The 20,252-nt window shown below is 63.4% G+C and carries 18 protein-coding genes; 17 read left to right on the forward strand and 1 reads right to left on the reverse strand.

Annotated elements, in window-relative coordinates:
• Positions 1–34: 34 nt before the first annotated feature.
• The 5 genes from F757_RS0111965 to F757_RS0111985 all read left to right on the forward strand — a co-directional run bounded on the left by F757_RS0111965 (position 35) and on the right by F757_RS0111985 (position 5,137).
• Positions 35–853 carry an SPOR domain-containing protein gene (locus tag F757_RS0111965; protein WP_027211592.1) on the forward strand — a complete coding sequence of 273 codons (819 nt, stop codon included), beginning with the start codon at positions 35–37 and terminating at the stop codon, positions 851–853.
• Between the two features lie 180 nt (positions 854–1,033).
• Positions 1,034–1,672: a thiol:disulfide interchange protein DsbA/DsbL gene (locus F757_RS0111970; protein WP_027211593.1), complete on the forward strand. Its 639-nt coding sequence runs from the start codon at positions 1,034–1,036 to the stop codon at positions 1,670–1,672.
• 16 nt (positions 1,673–1,688) lie between these two features.
• A complete protein-coding gene (locus F757_RS0111975; protein ID WP_027211594.1) occupies positions 1,689–2,462 on the forward strand; it encodes an SDR family oxidoreductase in 774 nt (257 codons plus the stop codon).
• Between the two features lie 3 nt (positions 2,463–2,465).
• Positions 2,466–3,299: a helical backbone metal receptor gene (locus F757_RS0111980; RefSeq protein ID WP_027211595.1), complete on the forward strand. Its 834-nt coding sequence runs from the start codon at positions 2,466–2,468 to the stop codon at positions 3,297–3,299.
• A 251-nt stretch (positions 3,300–3,550) separates the two neighbouring features.
• Positions 3,551–5,137 carry an ABC transporter substrate-binding protein gene (locus F757_RS0111985; RefSeq protein ID WP_027211596.1) on the forward strand — a complete coding sequence of 529 codons (1,587 nt, stop codon included), beginning with the start codon at positions 3,551–3,553 and terminating at the stop codon, positions 5,135–5,137.
• Positions 5,138–5,236: 99 nt separating this feature from the next.
• On the opposite strand, the gene F757_RS0111990 is transcribed toward F757_RS0111985, so the two are convergent.
• A complete protein-coding gene (locus F757_RS0111990) occupies positions 5,237–6,307 on the reverse strand; it encodes an MBL fold metallo-hydrolase (RefSeq protein WP_027211597.1) in 1,071 nt (356 codons plus the stop codon).
• 124 nt (positions 6,308–6,431) lie between these two features.
• Between F757_RS0111990 and F757_RS0111995 the strand changes: the two genes are divergently transcribed.
• From F757_RS0111995 to bioB, 12 genes are all read left to right on the forward strand, one after another.
• Complete coding sequence (locus F757_RS0111995; RefSeq protein WP_027211598.1) at positions 6,432–6,872, forward strand: MerR family transcriptional regulator; 441 nt, start codon at positions 6,432–6,434, stop codon at positions 6,870–6,872.
• A gap of 247 nt (positions 6,873–7,119) precedes the next feature.
• Positions 7,120–8,991 carry a bifunctional isocitrate dehydrogenase kinase/phosphatase gene (gene aceK / locus F757_RS0112000; protein ID WP_027211599.1) on the forward strand — a complete coding sequence of 624 codons (1,872 nt, stop codon included), beginning with the start codon at positions 7,120–7,122 and terminating at the stop codon, positions 8,989–8,991.
• Between the two features lie 113 nt (positions 8,992–9,104).
• Complete coding sequence (gene can / locus F757_RS0112005; RefSeq protein ID WP_027211600.1) at positions 9,105–9,881, forward strand: carbonate dehydratase; 777 nt, start codon at positions 9,105–9,107, stop codon at positions 9,879–9,881.
• Positions 9,874–11,082 (forward strand): acetyl-CoA C-acetyltransferase, encoded by a 1,209-nt coding sequence (locus tag F757_RS0112010; RefSeq protein ID WP_027211601.1) that lies wholly within the window; start codon positions 9,874–9,876, stop codon positions 11,080–11,082. Before can ends, F757_RS0112010 begins: the two co-directional genes overlap by 8 nt.
• Positions 11,083–11,129: 47 nt before the next feature.
• A complete protein-coding gene (locus F757_RS0112015; protein ID WP_027211602.1) occupies positions 11,130–11,807 on the forward strand; it encodes an SDR family oxidoreductase in 678 nt (225 codons plus the stop codon).
• A gap of 12 nt (positions 11,808–11,819) precedes the next feature.
• A complete protein-coding gene (locus F757_RS0112020; protein ID WP_027211603.1) occupies positions 11,820–12,950 on the forward strand; it encodes an acyl-CoA dehydrogenase family protein in 1,131 nt (376 codons plus the stop codon).
• 6 nt (positions 12,951–12,956) lie between these two features.
• Complete coding sequence (locus tag F757_RS0112025) at positions 12,957–13,406, forward strand: YchJ family protein (RefSeq protein ID WP_027211604.1); 450 nt, start codon at positions 12,957–12,959, stop codon at positions 13,404–13,406.
• Between the two features lie 653 nt (positions 13,407–14,059).
• The gene (locus F757_RS0112030; protein WP_027211605.1) at positions 14,060–15,358 is read left to right on the forward strand and encodes a dienelactone hydrolase family protein; all 1,299 of its coding nucleotides are present in this window, start codon (positions 14,060–14,062) and stop codon (positions 15,356–15,358) included.
• A 473-nt stretch (positions 15,359–15,831) separates the two neighbouring features.
• Positions 15,832–17,193, forward strand: coding sequence for an adenosylmethionine--8-amino-7-oxononanoate transaminase (bioA, locus tag F757_RS0112035; RefSeq protein WP_027211606.1), 1,362 nt, complete (start codon positions 15,832–15,834; stop codon positions 17,191–17,193).
• Positions 17,193–18,377 (forward strand): 8-amino-7-oxononanoate synthase, encoded by a 1,185-nt coding sequence (gene bioF, locus F757_RS0112040; protein WP_027211607.1) that lies wholly within the window; start codon positions 17,193–17,195, stop codon positions 18,375–18,377. Before bioA ends, bioF begins: the two co-directional genes overlap by 1 nt.
• On the forward strand, positions 18,374–19,123 hold the full coding sequence (gene bioD / locus F757_RS0112045; RefSeq protein WP_051376754.1) for a dethiobiotin synthase: 750 nt from the start codon (positions 18,374–18,376) through the stop codon (positions 19,121–19,123). Before bioF ends, bioD begins: the two co-directional genes overlap by 4 nt.
• A 35-nt stretch (positions 19,124–19,158) precedes the next feature.
• The gene (gene bioB, locus F757_RS0112050) at positions 19,159–20,247 is read left to right on the forward strand and encodes a biotin synthase BioB (RefSeq protein WP_027211609.1); all 1,089 of its coding nucleotides are present in this window, start codon (positions 19,159–19,161) and stop codon (positions 20,245–20,247) included.
• The last annotated feature ends 5 nt before the right edge of the window (positions 20,248–20,252 follow it).

A 20,252-nucleotide genomic window follows, 5' to 3' on the forward strand; every position in this document is an offset into this window, starting at 1 on the left:
GTCGTTATAATCGACGGCCCTTCCAGGATTCTTTTTGCAGGTGATTCATACGATGGCAAAACCACGCCGCACAACAAAGCAATCGAAACAAACCGGGGGCACTTTTCTCGGCATCGTGCTGGGCCTTATCGTCGGCCTTGCGATCGCGGTAGTGGTGGCGCTGTATATCACCCGTGCGCCTACGCCGTTCGTCTCGAAGGTCGCGCCGCCCGCGGCGTCGGATTCAGGCGCGAGCCAGGCGCAATACGATCCGAACCGTCCGCTGCAAGGCAGGTCGCCGGGTCAGCCGGTGCCGCAGGCCGCGCAACCCGCGCCGCCGAATACCGCGCCGGGCCAGACCAACTCGCAAACGCAGTCGGGCATGCTGGAGCAGCCGCAAATCATTGAAGTGCCGCCCACGGTCGGCAATGCCAACAACAACGCCAACGGCACGGCGGTCGCACCGAAGCCTGCGCAAGACAACGGCAGTAGCAGCACGGCCGCGGTGAAGAAGCCGCAAGGCGCAAGCGCGCCGGCCGCCACCGCGGCGGGTTCCGCGCCGAAGAGCACCTCGTCGGCGGCAGTGGCAAACGCCAAGCCGGGCTCGGGTGCGGCTCCCGCACCGGGCGACGCGAACACCGGCTACTTCCTGCAAGTGGGCGCCTACAAGACCGCCGCGGATGCCGAACAGCAACGCGCGCGTCTCGCGTTCCAGGGCTTCGAGTCGAAGGTCACGCAGCGCGATGCGGGCGGTGTCACGTACTATCGCGTACGTATCGGGCCGTTCTCGAAGTTCGAGGACATGAATGCGAGCCGCCAGCGTCTGTCGGACGCGGGCGTGGACACCGCCGTCATCCGCTTCACGAAACAATAACTAGCGCGATCCGCCGCCATGCGCCGCCGCCGGATCATCGGCGCGGCGTCTGTCACAGGAATCGCACGTACGCTGAGCATGATTGAGTACGACGGGAGGTATAACCGTCGAACGCCGAATCTGAAAACGGTGACGGGCATTTGCGTGGCGCCACTGTTTAGCCTCTTGGACCAACACAACATGAAAAAACTGCTGAGCACTCTGTTCCTGTCGCTGGGCCTCATCGCAGCCTCGGCGCACGCATCGCCGGCCGCACCGGTTGCGGGCAAAGACTACACCGCTCTCGCGAGCGCGCAACCTGTCGACGTGCCCGCCGGCAAGATTGAAGTCACCGAATTCTTCTGGTACGGCTGCCCGCATTGCAACGAATTCGAGCCGTACCTGGAATCGTGGCTGAAGAAGCAAGGTGCGGACGTCGTCTTCAAGCGTGTGCCGGTCGCCTTCCGCGACGACTTCATTCCGCATTCGAAGATGTATCACGCGCTCGACGCACTCGGCGTGGCCCCGCAACTCACGCCGAAGGTGTTCAACGAAATTCACGTCAACAAGAACTACCTGCTGACGCCGGAAGACCAGGCGAAATTCCTCGCGAAGAACGGCGTCGATCCGAAAAAGTACATGGACGCGTACAACTCGTTCTCGACGCAAAGCGCGCTACAAAAAGACAAGAAGCTGCTGGACGACTACAAGATCGACGGCGTGCCGACCATCGCCGTGCAAGGCAAGTATGAGACCGGCCCGGCCGCGACCGGCAGCCTCCCCGGCACGCTTCAGGTACTCGACTTCCTGGTCCAGCAGGTTCGCGCGAAGAAGATGTAAAGCCCGAGGCGCCGGAATGAGTTCACCGTTGAAAGTTTTCATTACCGGCGCTTCGAGTGGAATCGGCCTCGCGCTTGCCGCCGAATATGCCCGGCGCGGCGCGATTCTTGGCCTGGTTGCCCGCCGCGGCGAGGCGCTCGCCGCCTTCCAGCGGTCTCATCCGCAAAACTCCATCTCCTGCTATTGCGTCGACGTGCGCGACGCCGAGGCGCTCGCCGAAGCCGCCGCGCAGTTCATCGCGCAGCATGGCCAGCCGGACGTCGTGATCGCCAATGCCGGCGTGAGCCGCGGCGCAGTGACTGGCGAAGGCGACCTGCGTACCTTCCGCGAAGTGATGGACATCAACTACTTCGGCATGGTCGCCACCTTCGAGCCGTTCGCGGCCGCGATGGCCGCCGCGCGACGCGGCACGCTCGTCGGCATTGCGAGCGTCGCGGGTGTGCGCGGCCTGCCGGGCTCGGGCGCGTACAGCGCGTCGAAATCGGCGGCGCTCAAGTATCTTGAAGCGTTGCGCGTCGAAATGCGCCCGCACGGCGTCGGCGTGGTCACCATTGCGCCCGGCTATATCCGCACGCCGATGACCGCGCACAATCCCTACACCATGCCCTTTCTGATGGACGCGGAGCAGTTCGCCGTGAAAGCCGCGCACGCTATCGAGCGCCGCGTCGCTTTCGCGGTGTTTCCGTGGCAGATGCGGCTCGTGGCCATGTTGCTGCACGTCGCCCCGCGCTGGCTTTACGACCGCGTGTTTGAACGTGCGCCGCGCAAGCCGCGCGCCGTCGTCGAGTAAGTCATGTGTGCCCGTGCGGTCGATGCAAGCGGCGTCGCGCACGAACCAGCGGATGCCGGCGCCCGTATCGTCTCGCTGGTGCCGAGCATCACCGAACTGCTGTTTGCGCTCGGGCTCGAGCGGCAGATTGTCGGGCGTACGGGCTTTTGCGTGCATCCACGCGACAAGGTCGGCAACGTACCCAAAGTGGGCGGCACGAAAGCGGTGCGTATCGAGGCGGTGCGCGCACTGCAACCCACGCATCTGATCGTCAATATCGACGAAAACGAACGCGACACCGTCGAGCAACTGCGCACCTTCGTGCCGAATGTCGTCGTGACGCATCCGCAAACGCCGCAAGACAATCTTTCGCTGTACGCACTGCTGGGTGCGATTTTCGATCGCGAACAACAAGCGCGGCATCTCGCCGACGCGTTGCAAACGCGCCTGGACGAAGCCGCATCGCACTCATTCGCCCCGCAAAACGTGCTGTATCTGATCTGGCGCGAACCGTGGATGACGGTTGCGCGCGACACTTACATTTCCGCGATGCTGCGCCTCGTGAACTGGCGCACGCTGCCCGACGTGCAAGGCGGCGCCGCTGGCGCGGGCCGCTATCCGTCGTTCGAATTCGACGGCACCGGGCGTGCGCCGTGGCTTGCCGGCGTCGAGCGCATTCTGCTTTCCAGCGAGCCGTACCGCTTCACGCAGGCACACTGCGATGCGCTCAGGCGCGATCCGCGTCTTGGCGGCACGCGCATCGAGCTGATCGACGGTGAAATGGTTTCCTGGTACGGCGTGCGCGCGATTGACGGTATCGCCTACCTGATGCGCCGCGCCGCAGCCGCAGCCGGGTGAATGCGCGGTGCGCGGCGGACTCGCCGGCCCCATATGAATATGCGGATTATGTCGTTGTCGCCGGCACGGGCCTTCGATAAGCTTTCGCCAAGGCCGGCGCGCACATGGGCCTGGTTTATGGCCACATGCGCGAGCGCCCGAAAGGTATCAGAATGAACGCGACGGCTGCGCCACCGGCTGCCCGTCGCCCGTCAACGCAACGTAACCACAACCAGACGCACTGCCTGACTGCGCTCGTTACCGGAGATCTTATGCGCTTCAAACTGCTCGCAGCCGCCGTACTCGTCACGGCGAGCGCGCACGTGCTCGCCAAACCGCTGACAGTCTGCACCGAGTCGAGCCCCGACGGCTTCGACGTCGTGCAGTTCAACTCGCTCGTCACGACCAATGCGTCGGCTGATGTGATTTTCAATTCGCTCGTCTCATACGACGAGGCCGCAAAGAAAGTGGTGCCATCGCTCGCCGACAAATGGGAAGTGAGCACAGACGGCCTCACGTACACGTTCCATCTGCGCCCGAACGTGCAGTTCCAGACTACCGACTACTTCAAGCCGACCCGGCCGCTGAATGCCGACGACGTGGTCTTCACGTTCGACCGCATGCTCAACGACAGCAACCCGTGGCACAAGGTGGCGGGCGCGAGCGGCTTCCCGCATGCGCAGTCGATGGGCTTGCCCAAGCTCATCAAGTCGATCAGCAAGGTCGACGACAACACGGTCAAGTTCGAGTTGAACGCGCCGGATGCGACGTTCGTGTCGATCCTGACCATGGGCTTCGCCTCGATCTATTCCGCGGAATACGCCGATCAACTGCTGAAGGCCGGCAAGCAGACCGACCTGAACGCGAAGCCGATCGGCACAGGCCCGTTCGAGCTCAAGAGCTACACGAAAGACGCGGTGATCCGCTATGACGTGAACCCGACCTACTGGGGCCCGAAACCGAAGATCGACCGCCTGATCTACGTGATCACGCCCGACGCCACCGTGCGCGCGCAAAAGGTGAAGGCCGGCGAATGCCAGATCGCGCTGTCGCCGAAGCCGCAGGATCTCGCCGATGCGAAGAACGACAAGTCGCTCGCCATCGTGCAGACACCGGCGTTCATGACCGCGTTCGTCGCGTTGAACACGCAGAAGAAGCCGCTCGACAATCAGAAGGTGCGCGCCGCACTGAACATGGCGTTCGACCGCACCACGTATCTGAAGACGGTGTTCGACAACACCGCGACGCCGGCTGTGAATCCGTATCCGCCGAACACCTGGAGCTACGACAAGGCCGTGAAGGCCTGGCCGTATGACCCGGTAAAGGCGAAGAAACTGCTCGCCGATGCCGGTTACCCGAACGGCTTTGAAACCACCATCTGGGTGCGACCGAACGGCAGCGTGTTGAACCCGAATCCGAAGGCAGGCGCCGAGCTGCTGCAAGCGGACTTCGCGAAGATCGGCGTGAAGGCGGACGTCAAGGTGATCGAATGGGGCGAGCTGATCAAGCAGGCTAAACAAGGTCAGCACGACTCGCTGTTCATGGGCTGGGCCGGCGACAACGGCGACCCGGACAATTATCTGTCGCCGCTCTTTAGCTGCAATGCGGTGAAGTCGGGTATCAACTTCGCGCGCTTTTGCGACCAGGACCTCGACAAGCTGATCGCGGACGGCAAGTCCACACCGGACCAGGCCAAGCGCACAAAAGCGTATCAGGCCGCGCAGCAGATGATTCACGATCAGGCGCTGTGGATTCCGCTCGGCTACCCGACCGCCGCGGCGATTACCCGCACGAATGTGAGCGGTTATCACGTGAGTCCGTTCGGACGGCAGAATTTTGGGGCGGTGGCGGTGCAGTAATCGTCTTCTACGCTCAGGCAAAAAAAGCCCGGTCGCGAAAGCACCGGGCTTTTTTCATCGCACCAGGCTTGACGCCAGGCGCCAGCGTTACGGCACGATTCACGCCGAAAACCGCACCACCCCGTCCGCATCCTGCGTGCGCTTTAACGCCCCGGCCAGCCACAGCAGATGCAAGTGCGCGAGCGCCTCGCCCATCGCAAAGGTCAACTGGTGAATGTCGAGCTCTCGCCTGAACATGAGCGGCACGATGTCCGCCGCGCTGTGCGGCTTTGCCGCGCACGCCTCGCGCACTTCGGCAAGACGCGCGTCGTGATGCTCGCGCAGTTGAGCGACGCGCGTGCGCACGCCGCGAAACGGCTTGCCATGCGACGGCAGCACGAGCGTGTCTTCCGGCATCGCCTCATAGCGCGCCAGCGACTCCAGATAGAGCGCCAACGGCGAGCCCTCCGGCTCCATGGCGAACACCGACACGTTGGTCGAGATGCGCGGCAACACCATGTCGCCGGAAATCAGCACGCCGAGTTCTTCGCAATGGAGCGCGCAGTGTTCAGGCGAATGGCCGTAGCCGGTCACGACGCGCCACGTCTTCCTGCCGATCCTCACGCCGTCCGCTTCGCGCAAACGCCGGTATTGGCCCGGCACCGCCGGTACCAGATTCGCGTAGTAGCTCTGCCGGTTGCGCAGTTTCTCGAGCGAAGCCGCGTCAGTCACGCCGTGCAGCGCGAAGTGTCGCGCCGCGGCCTCGCCGCCCGCGTTGGAGCCGTCGCCGGCCGCCATCACGCGGGCCTGCATGTATTCGCCGAGCGTCATCCACAAACGCGCGTCCCAGCGCTTCTTGTCGCCGCCGCTGCAAACCCAGTGTGCAAGACCCACGTGGTCGGGATGGCAATGCGTGACGATCACGCGCAGCACCGGCAAGCCGTCGAGCACCGTGTCGAAGACCTGTTCCCAGTTCTGCCTGATCGCGTCGGACGCAATTCCGCAATCAACCACGGTCCAGCCGTCCTGGCCGTCGATCCGGTCACGCAGCAGCCACAGGTTGATATGGTCGAGCGCGAACGGCAACGGCATGCGCAGCCAAAACACGCCAGGCGCCACTTCGTGCGCCTCGCCCGGCTCGGGCAGCACGTCCTTGAACGGATAGTCGAGTTGATGTTCGAGTGCATTCATTCGAGTGTCTTCCTCCACGTCTTGTGCGTACTTTCCGCCGGTTGCATTCAACCCAGGTTGACGATAACGTAAACGTCGATTCTATCGTCCAATCCGGTTTTGTGCCCGACTCCCGAATGTCCCGATGACCACCCAATACACGATCACCGAGCTAGCGCGCGAATTCGACGTCACGCCGCGCGCCATACGCTTCTACGAAGACCAGGGTTTACTCTCGCCGAGCCGCGAAGGGTCGAGCGGCTTGCGGCGGGTCTATTCTGGCCGCGACCGCACGCGTCTGAAGCTCACGCTGCGCGGCAAGCGGCTTGGCTTCACGCTGTCCGAGATTCGCGATCTGCTGGACGTGTACGAATCGCCGACGGATACGGTCCCGCAGTTGCACGCATTTCTGGACACGGTCGCGCGTCATCGCGAGGTGCTCGAGCGGCAACTGGAAGATCTGAACGCGACGCTCGAAGACCTCGCGCAATACGAAGCCCAGGCGCGCTCGCTGCTGGAGAGCGGCACGCATGCGGCAGCCGGAGCAAAAGAAGCCCCGCAGGCGCGCGAGACCAAGTCGGCCTGAAAGGATCGCATCGCACGGAGCGCAAAGGAACGGAACGGAGCGCAGCGGACGAAATTTTTGCTGCAAGTTGAGTCGCTTAGCCATGCCGAACCGGCGCATTAGACGCAGTTGCCCGGAAAAGTCGGCATATGCCCGGCAATTCCCCGCGCTGAGCAAGGGCGCGAGCCGGTTGACGCAATGCGTCGCAGGCCACCCGAACGATACAATCATGGGTGTCTTCACGACATGAGACGAATGCACGGTCGACATGAATCACTTTCCCAAACTGTTGTCGTCGCAAATCGGCTTTGACGTCGCCCAAACGATGCTCGAAGGATTCGACCGGCATTACCGGATCTTTCGCGACGCGGCGATCCACGCCAAAACGCTGTTCGAGCGCGGCGACTGGCATGGTCTGCAAAAGCTCGCGCGCGAGCGCATTACTTCATACGACGACCGCGTGCAGGAATGCGTCGAACTGCTCGAAGACGAGTACGACGCGGAAAATATCGACCGTGAAGTGTGGCAGCAGATCAAGCTGCACTACATTGGCCTCCTGACCACGCACCGCCAGCCGGAGTGCGCGGAGACGTTTTTCAATTCGGTGTGCTGCAAGATCCTGCACCGCTCGTATTTCAACAACGACTTCATTTTCGTGCGCCCGGCGATCTCGACGGAATATCTCGAGAACGACGAGCCGGCCGCCAAGCCGACGTATCGCGCGTATTACCCTGGCAAAGACGGGCTCGCCGCGACACTCGAGCGCATTGTCACGAATTTCCAGCTCGAGCCGCCTTTCGAAGATCTCACGCGCGACGTGGGCTGCGTGATGCAGGCGATTCACGACGCGTTCGGCACCTTCGACGAAGCGCCGAACTTCCAGATTCACGTGCTTTCGTCGCTGTTCTTCCGCAACAAATCGGCGTATATCGTCGGGCGCATCATCAACGGCGACATGCTGCTGCCGTTCGCCGTGCCGCTGCGTCATGTAAAGCCCGGCGTGCTTGCGCTCGACACGGTGCTGCTCGAACGCGCACAGTTGCTGATCATTTTCAGCTTCTCGCACTCGTACTTTCTAGTGGACATGGAAGTGCCGTCCGCTTACGTGGAGTTTCTCGGCATGATCATGCCGGGCAAACCGAAAGCAGAAATCTACACGTCGGTCGGCTTGCAGAAGCAGGGCAAGAATCTGTTCTATCGCGATCTGCTGCATCATCTGTCGCATTCGAGCGATCAGTTCATTATCGCGCCCGGCATCAAGGGGCTCGTCATGCTGGTGTTCACGCTGCCTTCGTTTCCTTACGTCTTCAAGCTCATCAAGGACAACTTCCCACCGCCCAAAGAAACCACGCGCGCGAAGATTCAGGAGAAGTATCAGCTCGTGAAGCGCCACGATCGCCTGGGGCGCATGGCCGACACGCTGGAATATTCGAGCGTGGCGCTGCCCATGTCGCGCCTCGACGAAACGCTGTTGCGCGAGCTCGAAAGGGAAGTGCCGTCGCTGCTGGAATACGAAGGCGAGAACGTGGTGATTCGCCATATGTATATCGAGCGCCGCATGGTGCCGTTGAACCTGTTCCTGCAAAACGGCAGCGACGCGGATGTCGATCACGGCATCAAGGAATACGGCAATGCGGTAAAGGAATTGATGCAGGCGAACATTTTCCCCGGCGACATGTTGTACAAGAACTTCGGCGTAACGCGGCACGGCCGCGTGGTGTTCTACGACTACGACGAAATCGAATATCTGACTGACTGCAACGTGCGCGCGGTGCCGGCGCCGCGCAACGAAGAAGACGAAATGTCGGGCGAGCCGTGGTACTCGGTCGGTCCGCATGACATTTTCCCGGAGACGTACGGCACTTTCCTGCTCGGCGACCCGCGCGTGCGCCGCTCGTTCATGCAGCATCACGCGGACTTTTTCGACCCCGCGCTGTGGCAAAAGCATAAGGATCATCTACTCAAAGGCGAATTGCCCGACTTTTTCCCGTATGACAGCGGCGTGCGGTTTTGCATCCGCTATCCGGAGCGCTTTAACCATGCGGCATCCGGCGCACAGACTGCGAATGAGCCCGACGGTTCGCAAGCCAATCCGCAAGCCGACCCACGCGCCGACGAACGCAGCGTGAGAGTCGCCTAGCCCGCTCGCGAAGCATGTGCCACATAGGGTCCACCCATCGCATACATCATCCGAATCCAACGTAACGTAACGAAACGGCCGCACTAACGGCCGCATAACTGCCCAAACGCATCATGAACATGAACGCTTCCAACTCTGCCCATCCGCTCGCCCATCTGTTCGAGAACAACGACGCGTGGGTCGCCCGCAAGCTTGCCGAAGACCCGGAATACTTCTCGCGCCTCGCGCATCAGCAGACGCCGGAGTATCTGTGGATCGGCTGCTCCGACTCGCGCGTGCCGGCTAACCAGATCATCGGTCTGCCGCCGGGCGAAGTGTTCGTGCACAGAAACATCGCGAACGTGGTCGTGCATACGGACCTGAACTGTCTGTCGGTGATCCAGTTCGCCGTCGACCTGCTCAAGGTCAAGCACATCATGGTGGTGGGCCACTATGGCTGCTCGGGCGTGGGCGCCGCGTTGCACGGCCGCCGCGTGGGTCTCGCGGATAACTGGCTGCATCACGTGCAGGACGTGCGTGCGAAGCATGCCGCGCTGCTCGACGAATGGCCGCTTGGCGAGGCACGTCACCGTCGCCTCGTCGAACTGAACACGATCGAGCAGGTGGTGAACGTGTGCCGTACGACCATCATCAACGATGCCTGGGCGCGCGGCCAGGAACTGACCGTGCATGGCTGGGCATATGGCGTGCACGACGGCAAGGTGCGCGACCTCGGCATGACGGTAAACAACGCGGCCGCGCTCGAACAGACCTATGAGCGTTGCGTGGCCGGTGTCTCGGCAAGCGGCGCCCATGCGACGGAGAACGACGTGGTGGCCGCCGACGCGGCACGGCTCGGCGACGTGCCGGCCATCGTCGAAGGTGTGATCAAGGAGCTAAAACATGAGTGAGACGAATATGAGCGGTACGAGCGCTGATCCCGTTGTGATCGTAAGCGCGGCGCGCACGCCGATGGCTGCGTTTCAGGGCGATTTCGCGTCGCTGAGCGCGCCGCAACTGGGCTCGATTGCGATCGAAGCCGCGGTGCAACGCGCCGGGCTGAAGCCCGAGCAGATCGACGAAGTGGTGATGGGCTGCGTGCTGCCCGCGGGCCTCGGCCAGGCGCCCGCGCGGCAAGCCGCGCTCGGTGCAGGCCTGCCGCTTTCCACCGGCAGCACGACGGTCAACAAGATGTGCGGCTCCGGCATGCGCGCCGCCATGTTCGCGCACGACATGCTGGCCGCCGGCTCGGTCGAGGTGATTGTCGCGGGCGGCATGGAGAGCATGACCAATGCGCCGTACCTGCTGCCCAAAGCGCGAGCGGGCATGCGTATGGGCCACGGTCAGGTGATCGATCACATGTTCTACGACGGCCTTGAAGATGCCTACGAAAAAGGCCGCCTGATGGGCACCTTCGCGGAAGAATGCGCGGCATCGTTCGACTTCACGCGCGAAGCGCAGGACGCTTTCGCTGTCGAGTCGCTCAACCGCGCGAAGCGCGCGAACGAAGACGGTTCTTTTGCGTGGGAGATCGCGCCGGTGAAAGTGCAAAGCCGCAAAGGCGAAGCGACCGTCGAGCACGACGAGCAGCCCTACAAGGCGAACCTCGGCAAGATCCCGACGCTCAAGCCCGCGTTCAGCAAAACCGGCACGGTGACGGCCGCGAACTCGTCGTCGATTTCGGACGGCGCCGCGGCGCTCGTCATGATGCGCGAGTCGACGGCGAAGCGCCTCGGCGTCAAGCCGCTTGCGCGCGTGGTCGGCCACTCCACTTTCGCGCAGGAACCGGCGAAGTTCACCACCGCGCCCGTCGGCGCGATCCGCAAGCTGTTCGACAAGAACGGCTGGCGCGCGGACGAAGTCGATCTGTACGAAGTCAACGAGGCTTTCGCCGTGGTCACCATGGCAGCCATGAAGGAGCACAAGCTCCCACACGACAAGGTCAACGTGCACGGCGGCGCATGCGCGCTCGGCCATCCGATTGGCGCGTCCGGCGCGCGCATTATCGTCACGCTGATCGGCGCGCTGAAAAAGCGCGGCGGCAAGCGCGGCGTCGCAACGTTGTGCATCGGCGGGGGCGAAGCGACTGCCATGGGTATCGAACTGGTTTGACACGTCGCGCGCAGGTTCAGGCGCTTTGCATGGTTGGAGGTGATTCAATGAAGACAGTGTTGATCGTCGGTGCGTCGCGCGGCATCGGTCAGGAGTTTGTCCGGCAGTACAAGGAAAGCGGCTGGCGCGTGCTCGCCACCGCGCGCGACGGCGCCGCGCTCGACGCGCTGTCCCAGCTCGGTGCGCAGCCCTATTCCGTCGACGTAACAGAGCCCGCGGATATTGCAGCACTCGGCTGGAAGCTCGACGGCGAACATGTCGATCTCGCCATCGTCGTGTCGGGCGTTTATGGTCCACGCAGCGAAGGCATTGAAACCATCACCGCCGAAGACTTCGACCATGTGATGCACACCAACGTGCGCGGCCCGATGCAACTCATGCCTATCCTGCTGCCGCTCGTCGAGGAAACGGGCGGCGTACTCGCGGTTATTTCGAGCAGGATGGGCAGCATCGCCGATCCCAGCGGCAGGAGCGGCTGGTTGTATCGCGTGAGCAAGGCGGCGCTGAACGACGCGCTCAAGCTCGCGTCGCTCGAAGCACAGCGCGCGACCTGCGTGTCGCTGCATCCGGGCTGGGTGCAGACCGACATGGGCGGCGCACAGGCCGCCGTCCATCCCACGCGCAGCGTGAGCGGCATGCGCGAAGTGCTCGCGCAGGCTGCGGCCTCGCGCGAGGCGTTCAACGGCCGGTTCTATCAATACGACGGCACGCAGCTCGACTGGTGAGGAGGCAGGCTCATGGTGCTTGATCAGGATCACCTGATGGTGCGCGACGCGCTGCGCACCTTCGTGCGCGAAGCAATCACGCCGTACGCGGCGGTATGGGACCGCGAGCGCACTTTTCCGCAAGACGTGCACCGTCAGCTTGCCGGGCTTGGCGCCTACGGCGTGCTCGTGCCCGAAGCCTACGGCGGCGCCGGCATGGACGCGCTCGCACTCGCGCTGATTCTCGAGGAAATCGCAGCCGGCGACGGCGGCACGTCCACGGCGATCTCGGTGAACAACTGCCCCGTGTGCAGCATTCTGCTGAGCTACGGCAACGACGCGCAAAAGCGCGACTGGCTCACGCCTCTCGCACGCGGCGAGATGCTCGGCGCGTTTTGCCTGACCGAACCGCAGGCGGGCTCCGACGCGTCCGCGCTGCGCACCACCGCAATACGCGAAGGCGACACGTACGTGCTAAACGGCGTGAAGCAGTTCATCACGAGCGGCAAGAACGCCAACGTTGCGATCGTAATGGCTGTCACCGACAAGGCCGCGGGCAAGCGCGGCATCAGCGCGTTCATCGTGCCGACCGACAGTCAAGGCTACGTGGTGGCGCGGCTCGAAGACAAGCTCGGACAGCATTCGTCGGACACCGCGCAGATCGTGTTCGAAGATTGCCGCGTGCCGGCCGCCAATCTGATCGGCGCGGAAGGCGAGGGGTATCGCATTGCGCTGTCGGGGCTCGAAGGCGGGCGCATCGGCATCGCGGCGCAAAGCGTCGGCATGGCGCGCGCGGCGTTCGAAGCGGCGTTGAGCTATGCGAAAGAGCGCGAGAGCTTCGGCACGCCGCTCTTCTCGCATCAGGCCGTACAATTCCGTCTCGCGGACATGGCCACGCAACTCGAAGCCGCGCGTCAGTTGATCTGGCACGCAGCCGCGTTGAAAGACGCGGGCCAGCCCTGTCTCACGGAAGCCGCCATGGCGAAGCTGTTTGCCTCCGAGGCGGCCGAGCGCATCTGTTCCGCGGCGCTGCAGATTCACGGCGGTTATGGGTATTTGAGCGACTTTCCCGTCGAACGGATTTATCGCGATGTGCGCGTCTGCCAGATCTACGAAGGCACGAGCGACATCCAGAAGATACTGATCGCACGCGGTCTTGGTTAGGTTTCGATGAGCAAGCACAAATCGTCCGCGCAACGCCCCGTTGATTGTCCTTGCGGGGGCGCTGCGCCACACCCGTCCGGCGCGGCAAAACCACCGCGTTTTGCGCAGTGCTGCGGCCGTTACATAGACGGCGGCGAACTGGCGCCGCGCGCGCTCGAGCTAATGCGCTCGCGCTACAGCGCCTATGTTGTGGGCGCAACGGATTATCTGCGCGCCACATGGGCGCCAGCCACCTGCCCCGCCGATCTCGATGCGGACATCTCGGCGCCCGACGCCCCGCGTTGGCTCGGACTGCAAATCAAGGCGTTTGCGCAGACGGACCCCGCACACGCAACCGTCGAATTCGTCGCGCGGTACAAGGTGGGCGGCCGTGCGCATCGGTTGCATGAACTGAGCCGCTTCGTTCGCGACGACAACGGCCGCTGGCTCTATGTCGACGGCGACGTGCGCGAATAGTTCTTCAGCAGCTTTCCCAGCCTTACACAGCGCGACTGCGGACAAGGCGCCGCTATTGCATATGTCCCTCTAGACGGGCCATTGTCGGCTGTTGGCTCGGCGCGACAGCCCGGCGGCTCCGCCATTGCCCGGCATACCGCAACAGCGGCGATTACATTTCTGCTTTATACGTCGATTTAAAGCCTGTTTGCGCCTCAGTTCGCGCCTGAGTGCGCCTTCATCCGCGCACCTCTTGCCGCCGGCCCCACCGCCTGCGGCCTCGCGCCCGACACGGCAATTTTTTCGTCGCGGGTTCTCCTTGATTGCACAAAACAAAATTGTCGTGCCAGGATGAGGCCGTTGCTTCATGACGTCACCCTGCGAGGGCCAGTTGGTAAGGGTTCCGCAAGTTGCGCCGGCGCCTGCCGATAACCAGATAGTAGGGGTTGCGGCAACGGCTCTGGCAGCAGATGTGGCGTTCATCATCGGCGCGTGGGGTCGCGTCGGCCGTTGGGTTGATCCCGTGCGATCTCGAGTTGGCGTGCGTGCGCTCCGCGCAATGCGTACGTGAGCATGTTTTTGTTTGTCGCAAACGCGCGCGAAAGGAAAACGTCAGCCGCGTGTCCCGATAAATGCAAAGCAGGCGTTGTAGCTTTTTTCAGGCAGGTACGTGAATGGTATTGAGCAAGGTTCTGGCCGGGTGGGCGACGATCTGTGCAGCGGCTACATGCGCTGTCGCAGCCGCGCACGCGAACCCGCTCGCAGACGGCCAGCCAGGACCCCTCGCTCGCGCGCAGGTGCCGCGCATCGCGCTGCCCGACGACGTGTATCTGCCGAGCGCGCGCCTGAACCAGCAGATCATCCGCATTCCCGTCGACGCCGACGGCGAGATCACGCTTCAAACGACGATTTACAAGCCGGACGGCGCAGGCCCGTTTCCGATGATCGTCTTCAATCACGGCAAGATTCCCGGCGATCCGCGCATGCAGGAGCGCAGCGACCCGCTGCCGCTCGCGCGCGAATTCGTGCGCCGCGGTTATGTGGTGGTGGCGCCCAACCGCCAGGGCTTCGGCCAGTCGGGTGGCGTCTATCATCAGGACGGCTGCGATGTCGAACGCAACGGCATGTCGCAGGCAGCTGACGTGGCGGCCACGGTCGACTACATGTCGAAGCAGCCTTACGTCGACGCGTCGCATATCGTGGTAGCAGGCACCTCGCACGGCGGCCTCGCGACAATGGCCTACGGCACCGAGGCCGCGCGAGGCGTGCGGGCGCTTATCAACTTCTCGGGCGGCTTGCGGCAGGACGCGTGTGGCGACTGGCAGGGCAACCTGACGCGTGCTTTCGGCGCATACGGCGACAAGACCAAAGTGCCCTCGCTGTGGATGTACGGCGACAACGATTCGGTATGGAATGCGCCGCTCGTCGCCGGCATGTATGCGGCGTACGTCGCGCACGGCGCGAGCGCCAAGATGGTCGACTACGGCACCTACAAGAACGACGCACACCGGCTGGTTGGCGACCGCGACGGCGTACATGTCTGGTGGCCGGCCGTGGAGGCGTTCCTCGCGCGCGTGGGCATGCCCACGGGGGTGCAGTATCGCGTCGAGGATCCATCCGCGCCGAAGGCGAGCGGCTTTGCTTCCGTCGATGCCGTCGACGCCGTGCCTTACGTCGACGAAGCCGGTCGCAATGGGTATCGCAACTTCCTGCGCCAGTATCCGAGCCGCGCGTTTGCCGTGTCCGATTCGGGTGCATGGTCGTGGGCCGAGGGCGGCGACGATCCCATGTCGGTCGCCATTGCCAACTGCCAGAAACAGAGCTCGGCACCTTGCCGGTTGTACGCGGTTGATAACTCCGTGGTGTGGGGAGATCAGAATTCGCGCACGGCTGATAGCGGCGCGGGCTCGTCCGACCGGTCCACGCTCTCTTCCGCTGAGGAAGGGCGGCATGCGCTTGCCAGTCGGGAATAAGCACCCCGCAAACTCCCCCGTATTTCCTCAATTCGCGTACGTCCCAACGACAGTTGGGCGCTGTCCCATCCCCGAATTCAGTTAGCCATACTAATGGGCTTCGTGCAGCTCGACGGTCGGTCGCGGCTGCGCGGACGACATGAGCAGACAGTTCGCCGCCCGCGTCCAACTGGCGAAAAACCACCAGACGGCCCTCTTTTCGCCCCACCCCACCCAATACTTTTCCGTCGCCAACTCCGCCCATTTGCGAGCTTCGATCCAGAACGCAAACCAGCTGCACTGATCTGCGCCGAACCCCGCACCGCAAGCCGGAAAACGAGCCGCGGGCCCTAGTGCAAAGCCGGAAATAAACCGCTAATCTCGACCCCGCACGCTGACCTTCGGGCTGCGGCGCAGCGTAAAAGTCCACGCGCGCCACGTCCGAAAACCATAACAAGACCAACAGCAGCGGCACTCAAGCATCGGAGTACCTCTTGGAAAATCCAGCAACCTCACCGACATCGACAGAAGACTGGATCGCCCGCAGCCTGCGCGCGGTCTGGCATCCGTGCACGCAGATGAAGCATCACGAGCGGCTGCCGCTCGTACCCGTTGCGCGCGGTCAAGGCGCGTGGCTTTACGACCGCGCGGGCCATCGTTATCTCGACGCGATCAGTTCGTGGTGGGTCAACCTGTTCGGCCACGCGAATCCGCGCATCAACGCAGCGCTGAAAGACCAGCTCGATACGCTCGAACACGCGATGCTCGCCGGCTGCACGCACGAGCCGGCCGTCGAACTTGCCGAGCGCCTCAGCGCGCTCACCAGCAACACGTTGGGCCATGCGTTCTTCGCATCGGACGGCGCCTCGGCCGTGGAAATCGCGCTCAAAATGAGCTTCCATTCCTGGCGCAATCGCGGTTTCGCGGACAAGCAGGAATTCGTCTGCATTGCCAACAGCTATCACGGCGAGACCATCGGCGCGTTGGGCGTGACTGACGTCGCACTGTTCAAGGACGCGTACGATCCGCTCATTCGCAATGCTCACGTGGTGGCCTCGCCGGACGCGCGGCTCGCTGAAGCGGGCGAATCAGCCGCAGACGTCGCACGTCGCGCGCTGCAACACGTGCGCGCGCTATTCGAAGCGCGCGCCGAAAAGATCTCCGCGCTGATCGTCGAGCCGCTGGTGCAATGCGCCGCAGGCATGGCCATGCACGACGCGTCCTACATTGCGGGCTTGCGCGCGCTATGCGATCAGTACGGCGTGCATCTGATCGCGGATGAAATTGCCGTCGGCTGCGGCCGCACGGGCACTTTTTTCGCCTGCGAACAGGCCGGCATCTGGCCGGATTTCCTGTGTCTGTCCAAAGGCATTAGCGGCGGTTATCTGCCGCTTTCCATCGTGCTTTCGCGCGACGAAATCTTCAACGCCTTCTATCACGACGACACCGCGCGCGGCTTCCTGCACTCCCACTCGTACACCGGCAACCCGCTCGCATGCCGCGCGGCGCTCGCCACGCTCGACCTGTTCGCGAGCGACAACGTGCTCGCCGTCAACCGGCAAAAATCGGCCACCTTGAAGGCCGCGCTTGCGCCGCTCGCGCAGCACCCGAACGTGCGCAACCTGCGTCAATGCGGAACCCTCTTCGCGTTCGACGCAGTGATCGACAATGTTCAGGAAGCCAGAACATTCTCGCGCCGCTTCTTCGAAAATGCCTTGCAGCGCGAGTTGCTGCTGCGCCCCATCTCGACCACCGTGTACCTCATGCCCCCGTACATTCTCGACGACGAAGAACTTGCGCTGCTCGCCTCGCGCACGCGCGAGACTTTCGACGCCACCCTCGCGGAGGTGCGCTAATGCATCTTCTCGACACACTCGCTCAAGGACTGCGGGAGATCGACGAGCGCGGGCTGCGTCGTCGCCGCCGCACGGCCGACACGCCTTGCGCGGCTCACATGAGCGTCGACGGCCGCGAAATAATCGGCTTCGCGAGCAATGACTACCTCGGGCTTGCCGCGCATCCGCAACTGATCGCGGCCATTGCCGAAGGTGCACAACGCTTTGGCGCGGGCAGCGGCGGTTCGCACCTGCTAGGCGGCCACTCGCGCGCGCATGCGCAGCTCGAAGACGACCTCGCGGAGTTCGTCGGCGGCTTTGTCGACGCGCCGCGCGCGCTTTACTTCAGCACCGGCTACATGGCGAACCTCGCGACGCTCACCGCGCTCGCGGGCCGCGGCACGGCGCTCTTTTCCGATGCGCTGAATCATGCGTCGCTGATCGACGGCGCGCGCTTGTCGCGAGCCGACGTGCAGATCTATCCGCACTGCGATATGGACGCGTTGAGCGCAATGCTCGACGCGTCGGACGCAGACGTGAAGGTCATCGTCTCCGATACCGTGTTCAGCATGGACGGCGACATCGCGCCGCTGCCGCGTCTGCTGGAACTCGCGCAACGGCACGGCGCATGGCTGATCGTCGACGATGCGCACGGTTTCGGCGTACTGGGCCCGCGAGGGCGCGGCGCGGTTGCAGAAGCCGCGTTGCGCTCGCCTAACCTTATTTCCATCGGCACGCTCGGCAAAGCGGCTGGCGTGTCGGGCGCATTCGTCGCGGCGCACGAGACGGTGATCGAATGGCTCGTGCAGCGGGCGCGTCCGTACATCTTCACCACGGCCTCAGTGCCGGGCGCCGCGCACGCGGTGTCGGCAAGCCTGCGCATTATCGGTGGCGCGGAAGGCGATGAGCGGCGCGCGCATCTTCGGCAACTGATCGAGCGCACGCGCGCGATGCTCAAGACTACGCCGTGGGTTCCGGTCGATTCGCATACCGCTGTGCAACCGCTCATCATCGGCGCGAACGAGGCCACGCTCGAGATCGCCGCCTCGCTCGATCGCGCGGGCCTATGGGTTCCCGCGATCCGCCCGCCTACCGTGCCGACAGGCACCTCACGCTTGCGCATTTCGCTGTCGGCGGCGCATTCGCATGAGGACCTCGACCGGCTCGAAGCAGGCTTGCAACAGACAGGAGCGCGAACCGCATGACCTCGCTACCCGTTAATCATCAGATGCCGTCGCAAGCCATGTCGCTATTTGTCACCGGCACGGATACGGAAATCGGCAAGACCTTCGTTTCGTCTGCATTGCTGCGCGGTTTCGCGCGCGAGGGACTGCGAGCCGCTGCAATGAAGCCGATTGCCGCGGGCGCATTTGAGTTGAACGGCGAATTGCACAACGAAGACGCAGATCAGCTCGACGCAGCGTCGAATGTGTTGCTGCCGCCCGAGATGCGCACGCCGTATCTGCTGAAGGAACCGGCCGCGCCGCATATCGCGGCGGCGCTGGAAAACGTCGCATTCGATATCGACCGCATCGTGGCCTGCCATCGGCAAGCGCTCACGCATGCAGACGTCGTGGTAGTGGAAGGCGTAGGCGGTTTTCGCGTGCCCTTGACCGCGACGCAGGACACTGCCGATCTCGCCGTCGCGTTGAACCTGCCGGTTGTGCTGGTGGTGGGCATGCGGCTTGGCTGCATCAATCACGCGCTGCTGACCGCCGACTCCATTGCCGCGCGCGGTCTCACGCTTGCCGGGTGGGTCGCGAATCGCATCGATCCGGACATGACCTTTCCCGACGAAAACATCGCGTCGATCCGCGAGCACCTCGCGCGCGAGCATCACGCGCCGTTGCTCGGCATCGTGCCGCATATGAGCCCAGCATCGCCGGAACTCGCCGCCGAAAGGCTCGACATTGAACAGCTATTGCAGACACTGCGTCACTCGCAGCGCTGAATCGAACATCCCATTCATTCATGAGGATTGAACACATGAACCAACTGAACACCGCTGCGTCGCCTGCGGGCACCCCCGCCGCGAGCAACGCGAACGCCAACCCGAACGCAAACGCCGCCCTCGCGGGCAAACAACTCGCGCGCTGGCGTGTCGCCGACATCGTCGCGTTGTACGAACTGCCGTTCAACGACCTCATGTTCCGCGCACAGCAAACGCATCGCGAGCATTTCGACGCGAACACGGTGCAACTGTCCACGTTGCTCTCGATCAAGACGGGCGGCTGCGAAGAAGATTGCGCGTATTGTCCGCAGTCGGTACATCACGACACGGGCCTGCAAGCGGACAAGCTGATGCCGGTGGACGAAGTGCTCGCCGCCGCGAAAGCCGCCAAGGAAAACGGCGCGACGCGCTTCTGCATGGGCGCCGCGTGGCGCAATCCGAAAGACCGGCATCTCGAGCCGATCAAGGACATGATTCGCGGCGTAAAGGCGATGGGACTGGAAACCTGCGTGACGCTCGGCATGCTGGAAACGCATCAGGCGCAAGCCTTGCGCGAGGCCGGCCTCGACTACTACAACCACAATCTGGACACGTCGCCCGAGTTCTACGGCCAGATCATTTCCACACGCACGTACCAGGATCGTCTGGACACGCTTGAACGCGTGCGCGACGCGGGCATCAATGTGTGCTGCGGCGGGATTGTCGGCTTGGGCGAGTCACGCCGCGAACGCGCGGGCCTGATTGCGCAGTTGGCGAACATGGATCCGTATCCGGAGTCGGTGCCGATCAACAACCTCGTGCAAGTGGAAGGCACGCCACTGACCGGCACGGAAGCGATCGATCCGTTCGAGTTCGTGCGGACAATCGCGATTGCGCGCATCACCATGCCGCGTGCAATGGTGCGTCTGTCCGCCGGCCGGGAGCAGATGGACGAGGCGCTGCAGGCCATGTGCTTTCTCGCGGGCGCCAACTCGATTTTCTACGGCGACCAGTTGCTGACGACTAGCAACCCGCAAGCGGAAGCGGACCGCAAACTGCTTTCGCGTCTGGGCATCCGCGCCGAGGCGGCCCAGAAAATGCCGCTCGAAAAGAGCGGCTGCGAGCACGGTTGCGCTCCCGCGTAAGGCGC

It is taken from the genome of Burkholderia sp. WSM2232 (assembly GCF_000472545.1).
Lineage (GTDB): Bacteria > Pseudomonadota > Gammaproteobacteria > Burkholderiales > Burkholderiaceae > Paraburkholderia.

What these genes read in the sequence shown, in the direction of transcription:
- F757_RS0111970 (WP_027211593.1), top strand. Translation starts at nt 1,034, where the DNA reads ATGAAAAAACTGCTGAGCACTCTGTTCCTGTCGCTGGGCCTCATCGCA.
- F757_RS0111975 (WP_027211594.1), top strand. Translation starts at nt 1,689, where the DNA reads ATGAGTTCACCGTTGAAAGTTTTCATTACCGGCGCTTCGAGTGGAATC.
- F757_RS0111980 (WP_027211595.1), top strand. Translation starts at nt 2,466, where the DNA reads ATGTGTGCCCGTGCGGTCGATGCAAGCGGCGTCGCGCACGAACCAGCG.
- F757_RS0111985 (WP_027211596.1), top strand. Translation starts at nt 3,551, where the DNA reads ATGCGCTTCAAACTGCTCGCAGCCGCCGTACTCGTCACGGCGAGCGCG.
- F757_RS0111990 (WP_027211597.1), bottom strand. Translation starts at nt 6,307, where the DNA reads ATGAATGCACTCGAACATCAACTCGACTATCCGTTCAAGGACGTGCTG.
- F757_RS0111995 (WP_027211598.1), top strand. Translation starts at nt 6,432, where the DNA reads ATGACCACCCAATACACGATCACCGAGCTAGCGCGCGAATTCGACGTC.
- aceK (WP_027211599.1), top strand. Translation starts at nt 7,120, where the DNA reads ATGAATCACTTTCCCAAACTGTTGTCGTCGCAAATCGGCTTTGACGTC.
- can (WP_027211600.1), top strand. Translation starts at nt 9,105, where the DNA reads ATGAACATGAACGCTTCCAACTCTGCCCATCCGCTCGCCCATCTGTTC.
- F757_RS0112010 (WP_027211601.1), top strand. Translation starts at nt 9,874, where the DNA reads ATGAGTGAGACGAATATGAGCGGTACGAGCGCTGATCCCGTTGTGATC.
- F757_RS0112015 (WP_027211602.1), top strand. Translation starts at nt 11,130, where the DNA reads ATGAAGACAGTGTTGATCGTCGGTGCGTCGCGCGGCATCGGTCAGGAG.
- F757_RS0112020 (WP_027211603.1), top strand. Translation starts at nt 11,820, where the DNA reads ATGGTGCTTGATCAGGATCACCTGATGGTGCGCGACGCGCTGCGCACC.
- F757_RS0112025 (WP_027211604.1), top strand. Translation starts at nt 12,957, where the DNA reads ATGAGCAAGCACAAATCGTCCGCGCAACGCCCCGTTGATTGTCCTTGC.
- F757_RS0112030 (WP_027211605.1), top strand. Translation starts at nt 14,060, where the DNA reads ATGGTATTGAGCAAGGTTCTGGCCGGGTGGGCGACGATCTGTGCAGCG.
- bioF (WP_027211607.1), top strand. Translation starts at nt 17,193, where the DNA reads ATGCATCTTCTCGACACACTCGCTCAAGGACTGCGGGAGATCGACGAG.
- bioD (WP_051376754.1), top strand. Translation starts at nt 18,374, where the DNA reads ATGACCTCGCTACCCGTTAATCATCAGATGCCGTCGCAAGCCATGTCG.
- bioB (WP_027211609.1), top strand. Translation starts at nt 19,159, where the DNA reads ATGAACCAACTGAACACCGCTGCGTCGCCTGCGGGCACCCCCGCCGCG.